Origin of the sequence: Streptomyces sp. NPDC012508 (assembly GCF_042902595.1) — a bacterium.
Classification (GTDB): domain Bacteria; phylum Actinomycetota; class Actinomycetes; order Streptomycetales; family Streptomycetaceae; genus Streptomyces.
Map to the genome: position 1 here is coordinate 1001297 of NZ_JBIBEO010000001.1, position 19444 is coordinate 1020740.

The window sequence follows — 19444 nt, forward strand, 5'->3', positions numbered from 1 at the left end:
CACAGGTGTGGCAGATCCTCCAGCCGTCCTGGGTGACGGCCAGGACGCCCCCGCAGCGCGGACACTGCGCCGAATTGCAGGTCGTCCCCATCGTGCTCACCGCGACTCCCATCCCCTTGCTGACGGATGGCTACCCCCGCGAACCACCGTAGACGCCCCGCGTCGCCCGCTCCGGACATCTACCCTCGTGACAAGTGGAGTGCCGAGCGGAAGGGCGGCGAGCCGGTGGAGGTCACCTGGTGGGGTCATGCCACCTGCACGGTCGAGGACTCGGGGGTCCGGTTCCTCACCGATCCGCTCTTCGCCCGCCGGCTGGCGCATCTGCGGCGCAGGCGGGGCGCGCTGCCGCCGCCCGAGGCCGAGCGTGCCGAGGCGGTGCTCGTCTCCCATCTGCACGCCGACCACCTGCATCTGCCGTCGCTCGCCCGACTGACGCCCGGAACGCGGCTGATCGTGCCGCGCGGCGCGCCGGCGGCCGTTCCGGGGCTGCGGCGGCTCGACGGGCGGGGTCTGCGGCTCACCGAGGTCGGGCCGGGCGACTCGGTGACGGTGGAGGGTGTGACGGTACGGGCCGTGCCGGCGCTGCACGACGGGCGGCGCCTGCCGGTGGGGCCGCACCGCGCCCCCGCGCTCGGGTACGTCGTCGAGGGGGAGGCGCGGACGTACTTCGCCGGTGACACCGGGCTCTTCGACGGGATGGCCGAGGCGGTGGGGCCGGTGGACGTGGCGCTGCTGCCGGTCGGCGGCTGGGGGCCGTATCTGGGTCACGGTCATCTGGACGCGGGGCGGGCGGCGCGGGCGCTCGCGGAGCTGTCCCCGGCCGCGGCGGTTCCGGTGCACTACGGCACGTACTGGCCGATCGGGATGGACGCGGTGCGGCCGCACGAGTTCCACGCGCCGGGCGACGAGTTCGTCCGGCAGGCGGCGCGCCTCGCGCCGAAGGTCGCGGTGCACCTGCTCGGTCACGGCGAGCGCGTGCGTCCCGAGGTCGCCCGGTGATCGACGCTCTGCTGCGCGCGGCGGGGGAGCTGCCGCCCGAGTCGACGCAACAGGCGATCGGCTACCCCTCGCTCTTCCTGCTGGTGGCGCTCGGCGCGCTGGTGCCGGTGGTGCCGACCGGGGCGATCGTCAGCTCGGCGGCCGTGGTCGCCTTCCACCAGACGGCTCCGTCGGCGCTGCTCTTCGTCTTCCTGGTGTCGGCCTCCGCGGCCCTCCTGGGGGATGTGGCGCTGTACTGGCTGGGGCAGCGCGGGGTCCGTTCCAGGAACGGCTCGCGGTGGCTCGCGGTGCTGCGGGGGCGGGCTGCCCCCGACCGGCTCGCTCAGGCACAGGAGAAGCTCGCCGCGCACCAGGTGTCGGTGCTGGTGCTGTCGCGTCTGATTCCGGCGGGGCGGATCCCGGTGATGCTGGCGTGTCTCCTCGCGGAGATGCCGCTGCGCGGGTTCGTACGCGGGGATGTGCCGGCCTGTCTGGCCTGGGCGGCGACGTACGGGCTGATCGGGATCCTTGGCGGCTCGCTGTTCCCGGAGCCGTGGCAGGGCGTGCTGGCGGCGGTGGCGCTGACCGTGCTGATCAGTCTGGCTCCGGCGCTCTGGCGGCGGGTACGGGGAGCGGCACGGCGCGGCGACAGGTCAGGGAGCGAGCACGCGTGAGGCCCCGACCGGGAGGTCCCAGAGGTCCTCGCGGGGCAGCCCGGCCCGCTCCCAGGCGGCCCTGACGCGGGTGAGCGGTTCGAGGACGGGCTCGGAGGAGAGCACGAACGTCGCCCAGTGCATGGGGGCCATCCGGCGGGCGCCGAGGTCCTGGAAGGCGCGGACGGCCTCCTCGGGGTCGGTGTGGACGTCGCTGAGCCACCAGCGCGGGTCGTAGGCGCCGATCGGGAGCAGGGCCAGGTCGATCCCCGGGTGACGTGCGCCGATCTCGCCGAACCAGTGGCCGTAGCCGGTGTCGCCGGCGAAGTACACCGTGCGGCCGGAGCGGTCGGTGAGCACCCAGCCGCCCCAGAGCGAGCGGCAGGTGTCGAGGAGGGTCCGCTTGGACCAGTGGTGGGCGGGGACGAACTCGAAGCGTACGCCGTCGAGTTCGGCCGCCTCCCACCAGTCGAGCTCGGTGACTCGGCTGAACCTGCGGCGCAGGAACCAGGGGCCGAGACCGGCGGGGACGAAGACCGGGGTGTCTCTGGGGAGCCGCTGGAGGGTGGGGGCGTCGAGGTGGTCGAAGTGGTTGTGGCTGATGACGACGGCGTCCACGGGCGGCAGGTCCTCCCAGCGGACCCCGACGGGGGTGATACGGGCGGGGGTGCCGAGGATGCGGCGGGACCAGACGGGATCGGTGAGGACGGTGAGGCCGCCGGCTCGCAGGATCCAGCTGGCGTGGCCCGCCCAGGTGACGGCGAGGGTGTCGGGTCCGGCGTCGGGCAGCGGGCCGGGGGCGAAGGGCAGCAGCGGGATGTCGCGGAGCCCTTCGGCGTCGGGGCGCACGGCGCCTTCGCGGGCGAGGCGCGCCATGGCGCGGACGCCGGGGAGCGGGGCGGTGAGCCGCTCGGTGAAGGAGCGGGGCCAGTCGGTCCGGATCCGGCCGAGGGGCTGAAGGACCGGGGAGGGGACGGGCGAGGGGGTGGGCGAGGGGGTGGGCGCGGAGATGGGGGTGGTCGTGGGGGTGGGAGCAGGCGCGGAGGTGGGGGTGGGCGCGGGTGCGGGCCCGGAGGTGGGCGAGGGGGTGGGCGCGGAGATGGGGGTGGTCGTGGGAGCGGGCGCAGGCGCGGAGGTGGGGGTGGGCGCGGGTGCGGGCCCGGAGGTGGGGGTGGTCCGGCCGTCGCGTACGGAATGCGGGGCCTGCGTCGGCCGTGCCGTCCGTTCCGTCATCTGCGGGCTCCGTTCTACGCGGTTCGTCGGGACGGTCGAGTCACCGGAGTTCCTCCAGGGCGGTTCCGAAGGAGCTCAACGCGCGGGCCACGTGCGGCAATTCCAGCGGGTTCGCGGCGGTGAGGGACTCCATCAGCTCCTCTTCCGTCGACCCCAGGAAGGCGCCGGTGTCGAAGCGCACCCGCAGGGCGCCGAGTTCGTCGCCGAAGCGGTGGCCGCCGGGGACGGGGGTGCCGAGCCGTCGGCCGAGGTGGTTCTCCAGCTCCATGGAGTCGGTGACGCCCCGGGCGGCGAGTCCGGCCCGCAGCGGTCCGAGATCGGCGTAGAGGTGGCGGCCGGCCTGGGGCGGCCGGGCGAGGGCGCCGGCGGTGAGGACGGCGCGGTGGGCTGCGGCGGCCACGCGCGCGTGGAGGGCCGAGGCGAGGGCGACCCGTACGGTGACCTCCTCCGGCTCGTCGAGGGCGTGCGCGGCGGCGGGGGCGACCGGACCGTCGACGAAGGCGCCGAGCGCGGTGAGGATGTCGAGGGTGCGGGCGCGGGGGTCGGTGTAGCGGTCGGCCCGGTCGGGGCCGGTGGGCGGGAAGCGGGCCACGGCGCAGGGCCAGGCGGCCGGGGCGAGGGCGCCGGACAGGTCGTACAGGACGGTCACGTCGTCGGGGCACATCTCGGCGGGGCTGAGGAGCACGGTGTCGTGGTGCCGGTGCAGGGTGTCGCGCCAGGTCTCGTCGCTGATGATGTGCAGCCCCTCGGCGACGGCGGCCTCGCACGCCTCGCGGACCAGCTCGGGCGGGGCGACGGTGGCGGTGGGGTCGTCGGCGACGGAGAGCAGCAGCAGCCGGGGCCGGCCGCCCTCGGCGCGGACCCGCCGGACGGTTTCGAGCAGGGCGTACGGGTCGGGGACGCCGCCGCACTCGGCGGGAGTGGGCACGTGGTACGCGGGGCGGCCGAGGAGCCGGGCCTGTGGGGTCCACCAGGCGGGGCAGGGCCGGGGCATCAGGATGTCGCCGCCGTGGGCGGCGATCAGGGCGAGCATCAGGGGCTGGGCACCGGGCGCGGCGACGACGTCCTCGGCGTGTGTCCGCAGCCCCCGCCGCCACCAGTAGCCACTGGCGGCCTCGCGGAGCACGGGCCCGCCGCCGGGGGGTTCGACGGCGGTGCGCCCCGCGGCGGCGGCCAGGATCGCGGCGAGCCCGGGCAGCACGGGCAGGCCGGGTTCCGGAGCGGGTGGTCCGTAGCGCACGGGGCCGCGCCCTTCCGGGGCCGTCTGCCGCATCTCCCGCACCTCCCGAACACCGGCCGCCGCCCCGTACGGCGCCTCAGTGCCCTTTATACGAAGGTTGAGGGCGATTCGCTGCTTCAGCGGGCGCCGGCCGCGCCGCCGGTACGGGGGTACGCGCGGAGGCCGAGGGCCCCCGCCCCGCCGGGACGCGTAGGGCTGTCCGGGTGAGGCGCGGGGGCGGGCACGGCCGAGTGACCCGCACCCGCTCCCCGTGGATCCTGGTGCGTCGTCTCGGCGGGTCCCGGGGGATCGCGTGCCGCTCAGCGGACCAGGACGCGTTCCAGCATCAGCTCGACCGCCGAGACGATCGCGTCCGCGTCGATGCCCGCGTCGTGGAGCTGCTCCTCCGGGGTCGCCGAGGTGGGCATGGAGCGGACGGCGAGCCGGGCAAGGCGCGGCACTCCGCCGTGGCCGTTGGCGTACGCCTCGGCGACCGCGTCGCCGATGCCGCCCTCGGGCCGGTGGTCCTCCACGGTCAGGACGCAGCCGGTCGTCCCCGCCGCGTCGTCGAGGGTCGCGGTGTCGACCGGCTTGACCGAGTAGAGGTCGATCACGCGGACCGGCAGCCCCTCGCTCTCCAGCCGGTCGGCCGCCTTCAGGGCCTCCGGCACGGTCACCCCGGCCGCGACGACGGTCGCCCGGTCGTCCTCGCCGTGGCTGCGGAGGACCTTGCTCCCGCCGACCGGGAACTCCTCGTCGGGCCCGTAGACGACGGGTGTGGCGCCGCGGGTGGTGCGCAGATAGCGGACGCCGTCCAGGTCGGCCATGGTCGCGACGAGCCGCGCCGTCTGGTGGGCGTCGCACGGGTAGAGGACGGTACTGCCGTGGACCGAGCGCATCATCGCCAGATCCTCCAGGCCCATCTGGCTCGGCCCGTCCTGGCCGATCGAGACGCCGGCGTGCGAGCCGACCAGGTTGATCCCGGCCCGGCTCACGGCCGCCATGCGGATGAAGTCGTGGGCGCGGGTGAGGAACGCGGCGAAGGTCGAGGCGTACGGGACGTAGCCGCGCGCCTGGAGGCCGACGGCGGCCCCGACGAGCTGCTGCTCGGCGATCCAGCACTCGAAGTAGCGCTCGGGGTGCGCCTTCGCGAACTTCTCGGTGCGGGTCGAGTCACCGACCTCTCCGTCGAGCGCGACGATGTCGCCGCGCGTCCGTCCGAGGGCGGCGAGAGCCTGTCCGTAGGCGTCCCGGGTGGCGACCTTCTCACCCAGCTCGTACGTGGGGAGGGACGGCGTGGCGGCCCCGTCCGACCGCGGCACCAGGGCGGCGGGCGGGTCGGTGACCCGCACGCTCAGGTCGCTGTGACCGCCGAGTTCGGCGATGGCGGCCTCGGCGTCCGGGAGGGGTTTGCCGTGCTTGCCCTCGCGGTTCTCGACGGCGGCCACGCCCCGGCCCTTGCGGGTGGCGGCGAGGACGGCCGTGGGCCGGCCGACGGTCGCGCGGGCCTCGCGCAGAGCCGCGTCCACGGCCTCGACGTCGTGTCCGTCGATCCGTACGGTGTGCCAGCCGAAGGCCTCCAGGCGGCTCGCGTAGGCGCCGAGGTCGTGCTGGTGGCGGGTGGGGCCGCGCTGACCGAGCCGGTTGACGTCGACGATGAGGGTGAGGTTGTCGAGACCGCAGTACGCGGCGTGCTCGACGGCCTCCCAGACGGAGCCCTCGGCCATCTCGCTGTCGCCGCTGACCACCCACACCTGGTACGGGACGCGGTCCAGGAACTTGCCCGCGAGCGCCATGCCGACGCCGATCGGCAGACCCTGGCCGAGCGAACCGGTGGCGACGTCGACCCAGGGCAGCCGGGGGGTGGGATGGCCTTCGAGGAGGCTGCCCGCGCGCCGGAAGGTCAGCAGCTCCTGTGCGCCGACGACGCCGGCCGCCCGGTACATGGCGTAGAGCAGGGGCGAGGCATGCCCCTTGGAGAGGACGAGCCGGTCGTTGCCGGGGTGGTCGGGGCGGTCGAAGTCGTAGCGCAGGTGCCGGGTGAGCAGGACCGCACCGATCTCGGCGGCCGACATGGCGGACGTCGGGTGGCCGGAGCCGGCCGCGTCGGTGGCTCGCACGGCGTCGACGCGGAGCTGTTGGGCGAGCGAGGACATCGTTTCGTACCGCATCGAAAGCCTTCCTCCACACGTGGCGGCGTCCGGTCGCTGGCGGGTTCCACACCGCCCGGGTACCCAGGCCTCCACGCCGTATGCCCGCCGGTGCCGCTCACGGACGGGTCGGTTCCGCGCACCCGGCGGATGCCCGCTCGCCCGATATCCACTCGCCGGGGACAGCGGCGGGCCTCGAGAATGCGGCGCATGTCCATCCGAGCAGCACTCCCCGCGGACGCGGCGGCGATCGCCGCCGTCCATGTCCGTTCCTGGCAGGTGGCCTATCGCGCCCTGCTCCCCCACGCGTACCTGGACGGTCTGGACGTCGAGGAGCGCACCGCCGTCTGGTCGGCCCGGCTGGAGGCGCCGGAGCCCGCCTCGGTGCTCGTGGCGACCGAGGCCCGTGGGCGGGTGGTCGGGTTCTGCGCCTTCCGCGCGTGGCCGGACGACGATCTCGACGCCGCCACGACCGGGGAGATCGCGGCGCTCTACGCGGCCCCGGAGGCGTGGGGCTCGGGGGTGGGCCGAAGCCTCCTCGCCGCGTCCGAGGAGGCGCTGGCGGCGGACGGGTTCTGCGAGGCGGCGCTGTGGGTCCTCGCGGACAACGCCAGGGGGCGGCGCTTCTACGAGGCGGCGGGCTGGCGGCCGGACGGCGCCGTCGTCCAGGACACCACGGCGGGCAGGACGCTCGACGAACTGCGTTATCGGCGCCCCCTGTCCGTCCGACCGACCGCCTGAACCGTCAGTCCGCATGGCGAGATACCCATCTCACCATGCGGCTGATGCGCGTACCGTGGCCGTATCCACTCACACCAGGGAGTCCGGTCATGACGCATGCCGCCGACGAGTCCAGGCCTCACGAGACCGCCGTCTACACCCATGGGCACCACGAGTCGGTGCTGCGCTCGCACAGTTGGCGCACCGCCGCGAACTCCGCGGCGTACCTGCTGCCCGAACTGCGGCCCGGCCTGGACGTCCTGGACGTGGGCTGCGGCCCCGGGACGATCACCGCCGATCTGGCGGCACTGGTCGCACCGGGACGGGTGACCGCGGTCGACGCCGCCGACGACGTCCTGGACAAGGCGCGGGCCGTGGCGGCCGAACGGGGAGCGGTGAACGTGGAGTTCGCGGTCGCCGACGTCCACGCCCTGGACTTCCCGGACGACTCCTTCGACGTCGTCCACGCCCACCAGGTGCTGCAGCACGTCGGCGACCCGGTGCGGGCGCTGCGCGAGATGCGGCGGGTGTGCCGTCCGGGTGGAGTGGTCGCCGCCCGGGACAGCGACTACGGCTCCTTCGCCTGGTACCCGGAGCCGCCCGCCCTGGAGGTGTGGCAGGAGCTGTACCACCGGGTCGCGCGGGCCAACGGCGGCGAACCGGACGCCGGGCGGCGGCTGTTCTCCTGGGCGCGGCAGGCGGGGTTCACGGACATCACGACGACGGCCGGGACCTGGTGTTACGCGACGCCGGAGGAGCGGGCGTGGTGGAGCGGACTGTGGGCGGACCGGACGACGGAGTCCGTCTACGCGAAGCTGGTGGTGGAGGGCGGCCACGCGACGCCGGACACGCTGCACGCGATCTCCGAGGCGTGGCGGGAGTGGGGCCGGCAGGAGGACGCCTGGTTCATGGTCCCGCACGGCGAGGTCCTCTGCCGGGTCCCGTGATCCTCAACTAGGCTCGTCCTCATGGAGATTCTCGGGAGCACTCTTCGTATCTGCGTCGACGAGCTCGAACCCGCCGTGGACTTCTACGAGCGGCTCACCGGCTCCCCCGCCCTCCGCTTCGAGCGGGGCGGGGTCTCGGTGGCGGCCGTCGGCTGCTTCCTCCTGATGAGCGGGCCGGAGGCGGAGCTGGAGGTCCTGCGCAAGGTCAGCGCGACCATCTCCGTGCAGGACGTGGACGCGGCGTTCACGGCGCTGGCGGAGGCGGGGGCCAAGATCCTGGCCGGCCCGGTCCCGACCCCGGTGGGCCGCAATCTGATCGCGGCCCATCCGGACGGTTCGGTCTTCGAGTACGTCGACCGGCGGTCCTGACCCCCGCCCCGCGGGAAGGGGCTCGGCTCAGGCGGCGGACGCACCCTGCCCGAGGGCCCGTTCCACCGATGCGTAGGTGATGCCGTGGTCCGCGAGGGCCTCGGCCACGACGCCCGGGCGGGCGGTCAGGGCGAGCAGCAGATGCTCGTCGCCGATCGCCTTCTCACGGCGTCCGAGGCAGATCCGCAGGGAGCGTTCCAGGACGCTCGCAGCCTCCCGGCTGAATGTGGGCCTTCCGAAACGCCGGGAACCCCCCTCGCGGTCGTCGGCGAGGGCGCCGGGCCCGTGGGCCTCCTCGACGCGGGCGACGATCTCCGGCACGTCGATGCCGAGACCCGCGAGCGCCTCCATGTCGGCCCTCGAGAGGCCGCCCCGCCGATGGGCGTCGGAGAGTTCCGCCTCCAGCGAGGCCCGCCGGTCGGTCGCACCGAGGGCCCGCAGCACGAAGGACGCCTTGGTCCCCTCCGCGTCGAGCAGCGCGAGCAGCAGGTGCTCTTCGGTGACCACGGCGGCGCGGTCGCGCCGGGCCCGCTCCACGGCCTCGATCACCGCGGCCCGGGCCCCTGCCGAGAATCGCTCGAACATCAATGCCTCCCGTACTTCTTGTGCACGGCCTGACGGCTCACGCCCAGCTCTGCCGCGATCTCCTGCCACGACCAGCCCTGGGCACGGGCGCTGCGCACCTGGACGGCCTCCAGCTGTTCGAGGAGCCGCCTCAGTGCGGATACGGCGCGCAGGCCGACCCGGGGGTCCCGGTCCCCCGCCCGCGCTGCGAGATCGGTTGCATCGGTCATGACGTCAACCTACGTTGACACCCCCGCCTTGTCAACCATGGTTGACAAGGCGGGTCGCTCCACCACCACGAACAGCCGGATTCGATATATCGCGGAACTTTCGGCCGGAAAATGATCACAATATGTGGGGACTGTGCACGCATGCGGAGTTCCTTTCACCACGCCGATCTGGAGTCACCATGACGCCTCCTCAACTCCCCGTGTCGCACACCGACCCGGCCGCCGGACCCGGCCCTGCCGCCTTCGACGCGGTTCCCGCGCTGGACGGGGAGCTGCGCTTCGATTCCGCCGCTCTCGACGCGGCGTCCACCGACTTCGGCCGCCTGGTCCACCGGCCGCCCGCCGCGGTCCTCAGGGCCGGCTCGGCGGAGGACGTCGCCACGATGGTGCGCCACTGCCGGGAGCGCGGGCTGCAGGTCGCCCCTCGCGGCCAGGGACACTCGACCAACGGTCAGGCACAGGTGGATTCCGGGCTGGTCATCGACCTCGGCTCGCTGGATTCCGTCGAAATCCGCGACGACACCGCCATAGTCCAGGCCGGGGCGCTCTGGAGCTCCGTGGTCCGGGCCTCCCTGCCCCGTGGCCTCACCCCGCCGGCCTTCACCGACTACCTGGAGCTGTCCGTCGGCGGCACTCTGTCGGCCGGAGGCCTGGGCGGGCAGATCGGCCACCACGGCACGCAGGCCGACAACGTGCTCGAACTCCAGGTCGTGACCGGGGAAGGCGAGATCGCGACCTGCTCCCCCACCGTGCGCCCCGATCTCTTCCGGGCCGCCCTCGGCGGCCTCGGGCAGTGCGCGATCATCACCCGCGCGACGCTCTCCCTGATCCCCGCGCCCCGCTCGGTCAGGTTCTACACCCTGACCTTCCGGAGCGTCGCCGAGCTCACGGCCCGGCAGGCCGAGCTGATCGGCGAAGGACGGTTCGACTACCTCATCGGTCAGGCCCGGCCCACCCCGGACGGCTGGATGTACAGGGTGGAGGCCGCCTCCTACGACGGATCCGCCGACGACGACGCCCGGCTCACGGACGACCTGGGGGCCGCCTCCGTCGAGGCCCAGGACGTCCCGTACTTCGACTTCGTCAACCGGCTCTCCGCGATGGTGGAAGCCTTCACGGCCATGGGCGAGTGGAAGCTCCCCCACCCCTGGTACGACGGTCTGCTCCCGGCCTCCACGGTGAACACCGTCGTCACCGACACGCTCGCCGGCCTCAAGCCGGAGGCCGTCGGAGCGAGCGCGGTCATCCTGCTCTACCCTGTGCTCACCACCAAGTGCCGCACCCCGCTCCCGGTCATGCCGGACGAGGAGATCGCCTACCTCTTCTCGCTCCTCAAGACCGCTTCCCCGGGCGCGGATTCCGCCGACGAGATGGTCGCCGCGAACCGGCGCCAGTACGACACCACGGTCGAGGCGGGCGGCTGCTGGTATCCCATCGGGTCGGTACCGCTCACCAAGGACGACTGGGTGCGCCACTTCGGCCGCTTCTGGGACGAGTTCGAGGCCGCGCGGCACCGCTATGACCCCGACGGTGTCCTCACCCCCGGCCAGCGCATCTTCTGACCGGGGGCCGTCGGCCGGGCCCTCAGGGACGCATGCGGAACTCGTAGAAGTCCGGCAGCGGCTCGTCGGTCAGGGCCGACCACACCTCGCCCAGGATCTCGGCGCCCTCCCTCAGGTCCGCCACCTCGAAGCCCTGGTCGAAGACCGCTCGGGCCTCGGCGGTCCGGCCCTCGGCGAGGAGGAGGCGGGCGTCCAGGAGGCGGAACGCGCCCCGGGCGCGCACCGGTTCCGGCAGACCGTCGTGGAGTGCGCGGGCCCGGGGCGCGTTCCCGGCCTCCAGGAGCGCGGTGAGGGCTTCACGGCCCAGGGCGGCGGTCACCACCTCGTCGGCGTCGGCGGGCAGGGCCTCGAAGGCCTCGACGTACCGCTCGGCGGCGCGCACCGGGTGCCCGCCGTCCCGGTCGGCGACGGCCAGGCAGTACAGCAACGGCCAGCGCATGCCGCCCTGCCGGAGCCCGCGTTCCCAGCTCCGCACGGCCTGGGCGAGATCGCCGGCGTGCCACTGCGCGAGCCCGAGGTGGTACTCGGTGAGGGGCTCGGCGGGTGCGGTCTCCAGCATGTCCCGCCAGTGGTCCGCGACCAGGGACGGGCCGGGCGCGGCGCCGTCGGCGAGGGGCGGCAGGACGCCGGTACGGAGAAGCTCCAGCCAGGGCTTCTGCTCCTCCCCCAGGGTCGACACGGGGAACGGCGTACCGGGCAGCTCATGTCCCGAGCAGAGGACTTCGAGAGCGCCCCAGCCCGACCCGGCGGCGAGGACCGTGGCCGGATCGGCGTCCGCCGGGCCTTCGCGCCACGCCTCGTACGCGGCCTCGACGGCAGCGCGCGGCAGCGCCGCCTCGAGGGACGACTCCACCTCCGCGCGGGCCGCCGACCAGTCCTCGCCGTGTACCGCCCCGGGCGCGGCGGCCAGCGGTCCGTACGCCTCCAGCCAGCTGAACTCCGCGCCGCCCTCCAGCTTCAGATGCTCCAGCTGGGTACGGGCAAGGCCCGCCTGGATCTCGGCGTAGCCGGGTGCGCCGGGCTCCGTGAGCCACTCCTGCCAGCGTCGTCCGCCCCGGGACGAACCCCAGAGGAACAGCTTGCGCCCGCGCAGCACGTCCGTCGACGTCTGGACGAGCCCCGCGCCGGTCTCGTCGACGGCGGCGATCCAGCGTCGCTGCGGGTCGCCGAGGTCGTAGAAGTAGTCGGCGGGCAGGGAGCCGCGGTGCGGATACGTGTGGTCCGCGCCGTTCTCGCCGGCGGGGGCGGCGACGCGGCGCAGGCCCCGCTCATAACCGTGGAACCAGGCCTCGTCGGCGGGGGCGAGGATCCGGCGGTCCTCCGGAACGGCGGTGTTGGACCACCAGTAGACGGGCGCGGACCGCTCGTGCGGGTTGCGGATCCGGACGCCGACATGGAGGAAGTCCGAGCCCTCGGGCAGCCATAGGTCGACCTGGAAGGGCAGGTCGCGCAGCCGCTCCCACTCCCACAGGCGGAGCATCTCGCCGCCGTCCGGGGACGGGACGATCGCGGCGTGCAGGGGGGCGCAGGAGAGGGTGGTGTGGCCGGTGGCGCCGATGTTCCACTCGATGCCACCGGCGAACCAGGCACCGTTGAGGGCGAAGGCGGCCGGCTGGAACACCGGGTTGCGGTGGACGAGTTCACGCCCGCTGGGCTTGTGGTGCAGGGAGTGGACGCGGCCCCCGAGTCCCGGCAGCACGGTCGCCCGCATCCGCTCGTTCTCGATGACGATCGCGTCGAGTTCGGTGGGCACGCGCTCACGTCCGTAGCCGTCGCGGACCGGGACCGGCAGCAGGGTGCGCAGCGGTGCGTACCCGAGCTGCCGGGCCATGTCGCGCGGCAGCCCTTCCGTGGCACGGGCGTCGACCGTCGGGGTCCCGTCGAGGGTTCGCAGGGCCGGCAGCGGGTTGTCCGGCCCCAACGGGGCGGCGGGCAGGGTCAGTACGGCACGTCGTACGGTCGTCATGTCGGCCATGGAACACGGCGGACGGGCGGCTGACCAGGGGGTCCCGCCGTTCAGTCCTCGGTGAGGGCGGCGACGACGATGTCCGTGAGCAGCGCTCCGGCCGTGCCGCCGGGGTCGAGATCGGGGTCGTAGATCGTGATGTTGAGCCCGACGCAGCGCTCGGAGCGGACCAAGGTCCGCAGCAGGGGCGTGAGTTCGTCCGGGAAGAGGCCCTCGGGGTCGGGGCTGTCGACGGCCGGCATCACGGCGGGGTCGAGGACGTCGGCGTCCAGGTGCACCCAGAAGCCGTCGAGCGCCGGGGCCTCGAACGCGGTGACCGTCGCGGCGGCGAGGTCGGCCGGGCCCCAGGCGCGCAGGTCGGCGACGGTGACGACGGGGACCTTCAGGGCGCGCAGTTCGACGAGTTCGGGATCGTCCTGGTACGCGTCACGGATGCCGAAGAGCCGGACGTCCTCCTCACGGAGATAGGGCCCGAGGCCCTCCAGGTCCGTGAGGTCCCCCTGGCCCCGGCCGGTCGCGAGGGCCAGCTCCTCGCCTCCCGCGGCGCCGACGCGGTCGGAGTTGCCGGGGTGACGGAAGTCCGGGGAGGCGTCGATCGCGGCGAGCCCGTAGCGGCCGATGCGGCGCAGGGCGAGGGAGGCGCCGAGCTGGATCGAGCAGTCGCCGCCGAGAACGAGCGGGAAGTCCCCGGCCCGTACGTGGTGTTCGATCCGGTCCGCGAGGGTGCGGGTGTACGTGGCGAGCGCGGCCGCGTTGAAGACGCCGTCGCCCTCCTGCCAGCCGCCCCGGTCGTAGCGCGGCGGGACGACGACTCCGCCCTCCAGCGCGCCGGTCCGCTGGACGATCCGGTTGTCCCGCAGGGCTCCGGCGAGCTTGTGGCAGCCCGGGACGGTGCCGGGGAGCGGCGGGCGCAGACCGAGGTTGGACGGGGCGTCGAGGGCCACGATATTCCGCATGCGCCTCATCCTCGCCGCCGTACTCTGGATCTTCAACGGTTTTGCCGAACGACGTGAGGACCAGGGGAATGAGCACCCAGCACACCTACCGGGTGATCGTGCGCGGCACGTTCGAGGGGCTCTCGGAGGAGAGCCGGGCCCGGCTGCTCGCCGAGGTCGACGCGCACGGGATGTCGGCGATGCGGTTCACCCCGGAGGGCTCGCTCGCCTACGACAGGACGCTGAAGCACTTCTCGTACCGTCTGGCCGTCATGTCGGACGCGACGGACGGCGAGGAGATGGCCGCAGCGATCGCCGAGGACCGGGCGGAGACGGCGCTGAAGGAGCTCGGGCACGGCTACGGCGAGCTCAGGTCCTCCGTCACGGACATGGACACCATGAAGATCAACTACAAGCGGTGACCGCCCACCGCTCGTGGTCCCGCCAGGCGCCGTCGATGTGGAGCATGGCGGGCGAGAACCCTTCGAGCCGGAATCCGGCCCGGAGCACGAGCGCGCGGGAGGCCGCGTTGCCGGGCTGGATGTTGGCTTCGAGACGGTGCAGCCCCAGCGGACCGAAGGCGTACGGGAGGAGCAGTCCGAGCGCCTCGCCCATGAGGCCCCGCCCGGCCGCGTGCGCGAAGGCCCCGTAGCCGAGGGCGCCGCTGAGGAACGCGCCGCGGACGATGTTGTTGATGTTGAGGAACCCGGCGATCCGGCCCCGCGCCTCGCGGTCGCACACGAGGAACCCGGCTCTGGCGGGGTCGTCGGTCATCGCCCGCGCGTAGGCGGCGAAGGTCTCGGGACGGTCGGGCGGGAAGAGCCAGGGGTGGTGCAGCTCCCGGCTCTCGCGCACCCGTGCGGTGAACTCCTCGGCGTCGTCGAGCGAGTAGGGCCGCAGGCCCACCCGGGAACCGGCGGTGAGGTACTGACCAAGATCGTCGGACATGCCCTCAGGCTACGGGGAGGGACCGGCGGTGGCGCCGGGGGTCAGCGGCGGGCCGAGGTGACCCGGGGCGGGCAGCTCTCGCCCTTCTTCACCACACCGATCACGACCGTCGTCCGGCCGTCGAGCGCCGCGCCCTCGGTCGGGTACTGCGTGCACACCGTCCAGTTCGGCGGCCAGAGCACCCGCCGGTCGCGACCGGCGACGTCATGGACGTCGAGGCGGGTGCGAGGGGCGAGTGCCGTGAAGACCCACCAGAGGCCCTTGCCGAGGAGGTCGGGCATCGGCCGGGCGTCCGCCTCCGCCGTCTTCTCCCCCGGCACTGCCTCCGCCGACGCGACCGCCACGGCCGCGAGCGCGACGACGGCGCCCGCGCCCAGGAGCGCCGCCCGCCTCATGAACACCGCCGGGTCGCCGTGTACCGGCGGGGCGTGAGGGGTCCGGAGCGCCGGGGGCCACCGGTGCTCGATGTCTCGGTGGGACTCATGCCCGGACCTCTCCTCCGTCGTACGCGCCCGCCCCCGTGGGACCAGGATGGAGGGATCCGGTCCGCACAGGGGCGGTGGAAGGGGCCGTACGGGTGAGGGTGCGGCCTCTCCCGTCGTGCCCGGTCAGTGGTGGGCGAGGACCAGCTGCGGCTCGTCGGAGTCCGCGTCCGCCGCGTCGGCCGGGTCGGGGCGCTGGATGAGCAGGGCGGTCACGACGCCGACGCCGAGCAGGGCGAGTGCCGTGTACATCGCGTGCTGGTAGCCCGCCTCGGTCGGACCGCCCGCGTCGCTGCCGGCCGTGATCATCGCGGAGGCCAGGGCGATGCCGAGGGAGGCCCCGATGCCGAAGCAGGCGCCGTTGAGCCCGGAGAGCGAGCCGGGCTTGTCCTTGGGGGCCGTGGTGACGGCGAGGCCGTTGAGGCCGGTCAGCATGAAGCCGCCGTAGGTGACACCGAGGGCCGCGAGCGCGGCGACGAGGATCCACTCGTTGTGCAGGAAGAAGGTGGCGAGGAGGAAGATCGCGAAGTTGGCGATCGCGCCGGTGACGACGATCTTGCGCCAGCCGATCTTCGGGCCGAGACGGCCGGTCAGCGGGGCGGAGATCACGCCGATGAGCTGGATCGGGGTGAGGAAGAGGACGGCGGCGGTCACGGCGGAGAGACCGAGGCCGACGCGGCCGTCCTGCGAGAAGAGCGGGATCGTCAGCGCGATGGCGCCGAAGGCGCCGCCCAGGGTGCAGACGGTGGTGAGCAGCAGCGGCCAGGCGCGGCGCGAGGCCAGGACCTCGATGTGAATGACCGGATTGGCGGCGCTCTTCTGCGAGACGACGAAGAAGACGAGCGAGGCGAGGCCGCCGAGCAGGAAGCCGAGGGTGAGGACGGAGGTCCAGCCCCAGGCGGCGCCCTGGGCGAGGCCGACGAGGACGCCGGTGAGGCCGAGCGCGAGGGCGACGATGCCACGGGAGTCGAAGCGGCCGTCGGCCGCGGTGGGCGGGACGTCGGGGACGTACCTCCGGACACCGATCAGGCCCGCGACGGCGATCAGGGTGGAGCAGACGAAGACGCCGCGGAAGCCGATGGTGTCGGCGATCTGGCCGCCGGCGATGGCGTCGACGCCGGCGAGGCCGCCGTTGACGGCGGTGATGATGCCCGCGGCCTTGCCGAAGCCGGCCGGGGTGAGCAGCTGGTTCAGGGTGAGGAAGGCGAGGGTGAACATCGCAGCCGAGATGCCCTGGAGGATGCGGCCGGCGATGAAGACCTCGATGTTCGGCGCGAAGACGCAGAGCAGGTTGCCCGCGATCAGGACGAAGGCGCAGACGATCATCATCGGCTTGCGGCCGCGCTGGTCGCTGAGGCGGGCGAGGGTGACCTGACCGATGGCCGCCATCAGGAAGAAGAGGGTCTGCGAGAGACCGGCGGCGGCCGTGGTCGTGCCCAGGCGCTCGATGACATCCGGCAGGGCGGGGCTGAGCATCGTGGCGTTGATCTGGTAGCCGAGGACGGCGAGCACCATCGCCAGGAGCATGGGCCCGCGGCCCTTGAGGTCGGATGTGGCTGACATGTGGGCCCCTTTGCCGTGGATGTCATATCGATGGACCGAGCTTGTCTGACAAGCAACGCCCAGACAGAGTGAGTTCTACGCGCGTCACACGTCAAGTCCCTTTGACCTGTGATTCCGAATACCGTTCACTTGCCGACAACCGGGCCAAGGAGGGGCAGTGGCAGTCAGCGGACAGCAGCGGCGACCGGTCGTGGTGCTCTACGAGCGGATCGCGGACGCCATCCACGACGGCACCTATCCCCCGGGCTCGACCCTTCCGTCCGAGCCGAAGCTCGCCGGCGAGCTCGGTGTCAGCCGGCCCGCCCTGCGCGAAGCCCTGCTACTGCTCCAGGAGGACGGCCTGCTCTCCGTCCGGCGCGGGGTCGGCCGGACGGTCAACGACCACCCGCCGCGCCGCGGCTTCGAGCACATCCAGCCCCTGGAGGAGCTGATCGGCGCGGGCACCCCGCTGCGCGTCCGGGCCCTGCTCCGGGCCGTGGAGGAGCCCACCGACTTCACCACCCAGCACCTCCTCGCCCCCGCCAGGGCCGAGCTGCGGTTCTGGGAGTCGCTGCTGGCCGGGGAGGGTGCGGCGGCCGCGCTCAGCCAGGAGTGGGCGGCGGCCGACGACGTGCTGGAGGCGACGCACCGGGACTTCGCCGAGGCGCTGCGCACCGAGCCGGCGCCCGAGCGGACGTCGATGCTGGCGGTGCTCGCGGGAGCCTCGCGCGGGGTGCCGCTGGGGGCGCACAGCAGCGTGACCGCGACCCTGCTCGGACAGCGCCGCGGTGAGCAGCTCGGCCGGCCCGCCGACACCCCGGCGGTGCTCGTCACCCAGGTGGTACGGGTCGGGGACACCCCGATCCTGGCGGCCAAGCACATGCTCCCCACGGGCGCCCCCGCGCTGCCGGTCCTCCAGTCGAACTGAGGGCCCGACCCCCGGAGGCGACGGCCGTCACAGCGGCCCGCCCCCGGCGTGGCGTACACTTCCGCGCCATGCACTTGTCTGACAACCCTGCCGCCCCGCTCAGCAGCCCGGTCTCCATACCCGTCGCCGAGTGGATCCGCCGCGCGCCGAAGGCCGTCCTCCACGACCACCTGGACGGCGGCCTGCGCCCCGCCACCATCGTCGAACTGGCCCGGGAGTGCGGCTACACCGCGCTGCCGACCGAGGACCCGGCCGCGCTCGCGGTCTGGTTCCGGGACGCCGCCGACTCCGGCTCGCTGGAGCGGTACCTGGAGACCTTCGCCCACACCTGCGCGGTGATGCAGACCCGCGAGGCGCTGCACCGGATCGCGGCCGAGTGCGCCGAGGACCTGGCGTCGGACGGTGTCGTCTACGCCGAGATCCGCTACGCCCCCGAGCAGCACCTGGCGGCCGGGCTGACCCTCGACGAGGTCGTCGAGGCCGTGAACGACGGCTTCCGTGAGGGCGAGCGCCGCTCGGGCGGCCGGATCACCGTCCGTACGCTCCTCACCGGCATGCGCCACACCGACCGGTCGCTCGAGATCGCGGAGCTCACGGTCGCCCACCGCGAGAACGGCGTGGCCGGCTTCGACATCGCCGGCGGCGAGATCGGCAACCCGCCGGCCCGCCACCTCCCGGCCTTCCAGCACCTGAAGCGGCACAACTGCCACTTCACGATCCACGCCGGCGAGGCCGTGGGCGCGGAGTCGATCCACGAGGCCGTCCAGGTCTGCGGCACCGAGCGGATCGGCCACGGCGTGCGGATCACGGACGACATCGCCGAGGACGGCACGCTCGGCCACCTCGCCGCGTACGTCCGCGACAACCGGATCGCCCTGGAGGTCTGCCCGACCTCCAACCTCCAGACGGGTGCGGCCAAGGACTACGCCTCTCACCCGATCGACGAGCTGCGCCGCCTCGGCTTCCGGATCACGCTCAACACGGACAACCGGCTGGTCTCCGGCACCACCATGAGCGAGGAGTTCCAGCACATGGCGGACGCCTTCGGCTACGGCCCGGAGGTCTTCGAGGAGTTCACGATCGCGGCGCTCGACGCGGCCTTCCTGCCGCTGCCGGAGCGGCGGCGTCTGATCGACGAGGTCGTCCGCCCGGGGTACGCGGCGCTCGCGGCGCGCTAGTCCGCGCCGGTGACCCAGGCGAAGAGCCCCCGTCCAGCGCTGGGCGGGGGCTCTTCGCGCTGTCGCGGCTAGGCCGGGACCAGAGGCCCTCGGGGGGCCGCGTCGAGGCCCGGCATCGGGTCGAACCGGGTGGGGTGGTCGAGGCGGGACGCCCGGTCGACCCGTGCCTCGATGTGGGCCCGCACCGCCGGCCACTCCTCGTCCAGGACCGAGTAGAAGGCGGTGCTCCGCACGGCCCCGTCGAGGCCGCGCGAATGGGCCCGGCGCACGCCCTCGCAGGTGGCGCCGAGCCGCTCGATGGCGGCCCGGGAGCGCAGGTTCCTGGCGTCCGCGCGCATCGAGATCCGCCGTACGCCCCACGCCTCGAAGGCGTGCCGGAGCATCAGCAGCTTGGCCTCGGTGTTGACGCCGGTGCCCTGGGCCCGGGGCGAGAGCCAGGTGTTGCCGATCTCGGCCGCGTCGGGCACCGAGGTGAGCGGATCACCGTGCGGGACGCCGGGCACCGAGGGCCAGACCAGCGGCCCCTGCCAGTAGTCCAGCTCCAGGAACCGTGTCGAGCCCACGATCCGCCCGTCGGCGGTACTGACGACGGCGAAGGGCAGCGCCCGGCCCATGGCCTGTTCGGCCAGGGCACGTTCGATATAGATCTCTGCCGCGTCCGGACTGTGGGGGACGGGCGTGAACGCGTACGTCGTACGGTCCTCGGTGCCGGCCGCGGCGATCGCGGCGGCGTGCTGTGGTGCGAGGGGTTCCAGCCGTACGGTGCGGCCGGACAGCACAACGGGAAGTGGCACGGGGCCTTCGGTCCTTCTGCGAGGAGGGAGCTGCGCCCCGCACCGA

20 protein-coding genes are annotated in these 19444 nt (G+C 73.7%); 9 read left to right on the forward strand and 11 right to left on the reverse strand.

Annotated elements, in window-relative coordinates:
- Window positions 1-225 precede the first annotated feature (225 nt).
- Window positions 226-999 (forward strand): MBL fold metallo-hydrolase, encoded by a 774-nt coding sequence (locus tag ACFY8U_RS04285; RefSeq protein ID WP_361595038.1) that lies wholly within the window; start codon window positions 226-228, stop codon window positions 997-999.
- Complete coding sequence (locus ACFY8U_RS04290; RefSeq protein ID WP_389565401.1) at window positions 996-1652, forward strand: DedA family protein; 657 nt, start codon at window positions 996-998, stop codon at window positions 1650-1652. The genes ACFY8U_RS04285 and ACFY8U_RS04290 overlap by 4 nt, the downstream gene beginning before the upstream one ends.
- Here the strand turns inward: ACFY8U_RS04290 and ACFY8U_RS04295 are convergent.
- The 3 genes from ACFY8U_RS04295 to ACFY8U_RS04305 form a co-directional block, all read right to left on the reverse strand.
- Window positions 1632-2864 (reverse strand): MBL fold metallo-hydrolase, encoded by a 1233-nt coding sequence (locus ACFY8U_RS04295; RefSeq protein WP_389565403.1) that lies wholly within the window; start codon window positions 2862-2864, stop codon window positions 1632-1634. The two genes, ACFY8U_RS04290 and ACFY8U_RS04295, sit on opposite strands and share 21 nt — an antisense overlap.
- Window positions 2865-2904: 40 nt before the next feature.
- Complete coding sequence (locus ACFY8U_RS04300) at window positions 2905-4137, reverse strand: aminotransferase class I/II-fold pyridoxal phosphate-dependent enzyme (RefSeq protein WP_389565405.1); 1233 nt, start codon at window positions 4135-4137, stop codon at window positions 2905-2907.
- A 266-nt stretch (window positions 4138-4403) separates the two neighbouring features.
- Complete coding sequence (locus ACFY8U_RS04305) at window positions 4404-6254, reverse strand: transketolase (protein WP_389565408.1); 1851 nt, start codon at window positions 6252-6254, stop codon at window positions 4404-4406.
- 189 nt (window positions 6255-6443) lie between these two features.
- Between ACFY8U_RS04305 and ACFY8U_RS04310 the strand changes: the two genes are divergently transcribed.
- The 3 genes from ACFY8U_RS04310 (at window position 6444) to ACFY8U_RS04320 (ending at window position 8269) form a co-directional block, all read left to right on the forward strand.
- Window positions 6444-6974, forward strand: a complete 531-nt coding sequence (locus ACFY8U_RS04310; protein WP_389565411.1) for a GNAT family N-acetyltransferase — start codon at window positions 6444-6446, stop codon at window positions 6972-6974.
- 89 nt (window positions 6975-7063) lie between these two features.
- The gene (locus ACFY8U_RS04315; RefSeq protein WP_389565414.1) at window positions 7064-7900 is read left to right on the forward strand and encodes a methyltransferase domain-containing protein; all 837 of its coding nucleotides are present in this window, start codon (window positions 7064-7066) and stop codon (window positions 7898-7900) included.
- A 21-nt stretch (window positions 7901-7921) separates the two neighbouring features.
- Window positions 7922-8269 carry a VOC family protein gene (locus ACFY8U_RS04320; RefSeq protein WP_361440630.1) on the forward strand — a complete coding sequence of 116 codons (348 nt, stop codon included), beginning with the start codon at window positions 7922-7924 and terminating at the stop codon, window positions 8267-8269.
- Window positions 8270-8296: 27 nt separating this feature from the next.
- Here ACFY8U_RS04320 and ACFY8U_RS04325 read toward each other — a convergent pair whose 3' ends face one another.
- Both ACFY8U_RS04325 and ACFY8U_RS04330 read right to left on the reverse strand, forming a co-directional pair.
- Entirely contained in the window at window positions 8297-8854 is a 558-nt protein-coding gene (locus ACFY8U_RS04325) for a Clp protease N-terminal domain-containing protein (protein ID WP_389565418.1), read from the reverse strand.
- Window positions 8854-9063 carry a helix-turn-helix domain-containing protein gene (locus tag ACFY8U_RS04330; RefSeq protein ID WP_315894318.1) on the reverse strand — a complete coding sequence of 70 codons (210 nt, stop codon included), beginning with the start codon at window positions 9061-9063 and terminating at the stop codon, window positions 8854-8856. Before ACFY8U_RS04330 ends, ACFY8U_RS04325 begins: the two co-directional genes overlap by 1 nt.
- Before the next feature lie 179 nt (window positions 9064-9242).
- Here ACFY8U_RS04330 and ACFY8U_RS04335 point away from each other — a divergent pair, with 179 nt between their 5' ends.
- Window positions 9243-10625, forward strand: coding sequence for an FAD-binding protein (locus ACFY8U_RS04335; protein WP_389565423.1), 1383 nt, complete (start codon window positions 9243-9245; stop codon window positions 10623-10625).
- 22 nt (window positions 10626-10647) lie between these two features.
- Here ACFY8U_RS04335 and ACFY8U_RS04340 read toward each other — a convergent pair whose 3' ends face one another.
- A complete protein-coding gene (locus ACFY8U_RS04340) occupies window positions 10648-12600 on the reverse strand; it encodes a DUF5107 domain-containing protein (protein WP_389565426.1) in 1953 nt (650 codons plus the stop codon).
- A gap of 41 nt (window positions 12601-12641) precedes the next feature.
- Window positions 12642-13547, reverse strand: coding sequence for an arginase family protein (locus tag ACFY8U_RS04345; RefSeq protein WP_389565429.1), 906 nt, complete (start codon window positions 13545-13547; stop codon window positions 12642-12644).
- 68 nt (window positions 13548-13615) lie between these two features.
- Here ACFY8U_RS04345 and ACFY8U_RS04350 point away from each other — a divergent pair, with 68 nt between their 5' ends.
- On the forward strand, window positions 13616-13948 hold the full coding sequence (locus tag ACFY8U_RS04350) for a DUF6204 family protein (RefSeq protein ID WP_389565432.1): 333 nt from the start codon (window positions 13616-13618) through the stop codon (window positions 13946-13948).
- Here ACFY8U_RS04350 and ACFY8U_RS04355 read toward each other — a convergent pair.
- From ACFY8U_RS04355 to ACFY8U_RS04365, 3 genes are all read right to left on the reverse strand, one after another.
- The gene (locus tag ACFY8U_RS04355) at window positions 13932-14474 is read right to left on the reverse strand and encodes a GNAT family protein (RefSeq protein ID WP_361763357.1); all 543 of its coding nucleotides are present in this window, start codon (window positions 14472-14474) and stop codon (window positions 13932-13934) included. The genes ACFY8U_RS04350 and ACFY8U_RS04355 overlap by 17 nt on opposite strands.
- A 41-nt stretch (window positions 14475-14515) precedes the next feature.
- Window positions 14516-14869, reverse strand: a complete 354-nt coding sequence (locus ACFY8U_RS04360) for a hypothetical protein (RefSeq protein ID WP_389565435.1) — start codon at window positions 14867-14869, stop codon at window positions 14516-14518.
- Between the two features lie 213 nt (window positions 14870-15082).
- Window positions 15083-16519 carry an MFS transporter gene (locus ACFY8U_RS04365; protein ID WP_389565438.1) on the reverse strand — a complete coding sequence of 479 codons (1437 nt, stop codon included), beginning with the start codon at window positions 16517-16519 and terminating at the stop codon, window positions 15083-15085.
- A gap of 157 nt (window positions 16520-16676) precedes the next feature.
- On the opposite strand from ACFY8U_RS04365, the gene ACFY8U_RS04370 reads away from it, so the two are divergent.
- Window positions 16677-17426, forward strand: coding sequence for a GntR family transcriptional regulator (locus ACFY8U_RS04370; protein ID WP_361440657.1), 750 nt, complete (start codon window positions 16677-16679; stop codon window positions 17424-17426).
- Window positions 17427-17494: 68 nt separating this feature from the next.
- Window positions 17495-18604: an adenosine deaminase gene (locus ACFY8U_RS04375; protein ID WP_389565441.1), complete on the forward strand. Its 1110-nt coding sequence runs from the start codon at window positions 17495-17497 to the stop codon at window positions 18602-18604.
- A gap of 68 nt (window positions 18605-18672) precedes the next feature.
- Here the strand turns inward: ACFY8U_RS04375 and ACFY8U_RS04380 are convergent, their stop codons facing one another.
- A complete protein-coding gene (locus tag ACFY8U_RS04380) occupies window positions 18673-19398 on the reverse strand; it encodes a GNAT family N-acetyltransferase (RefSeq protein ID WP_389565444.1) in 726 nt (241 codons plus the stop codon).
- Window positions 19399-19444 lie beyond the last annotated feature (46 nt).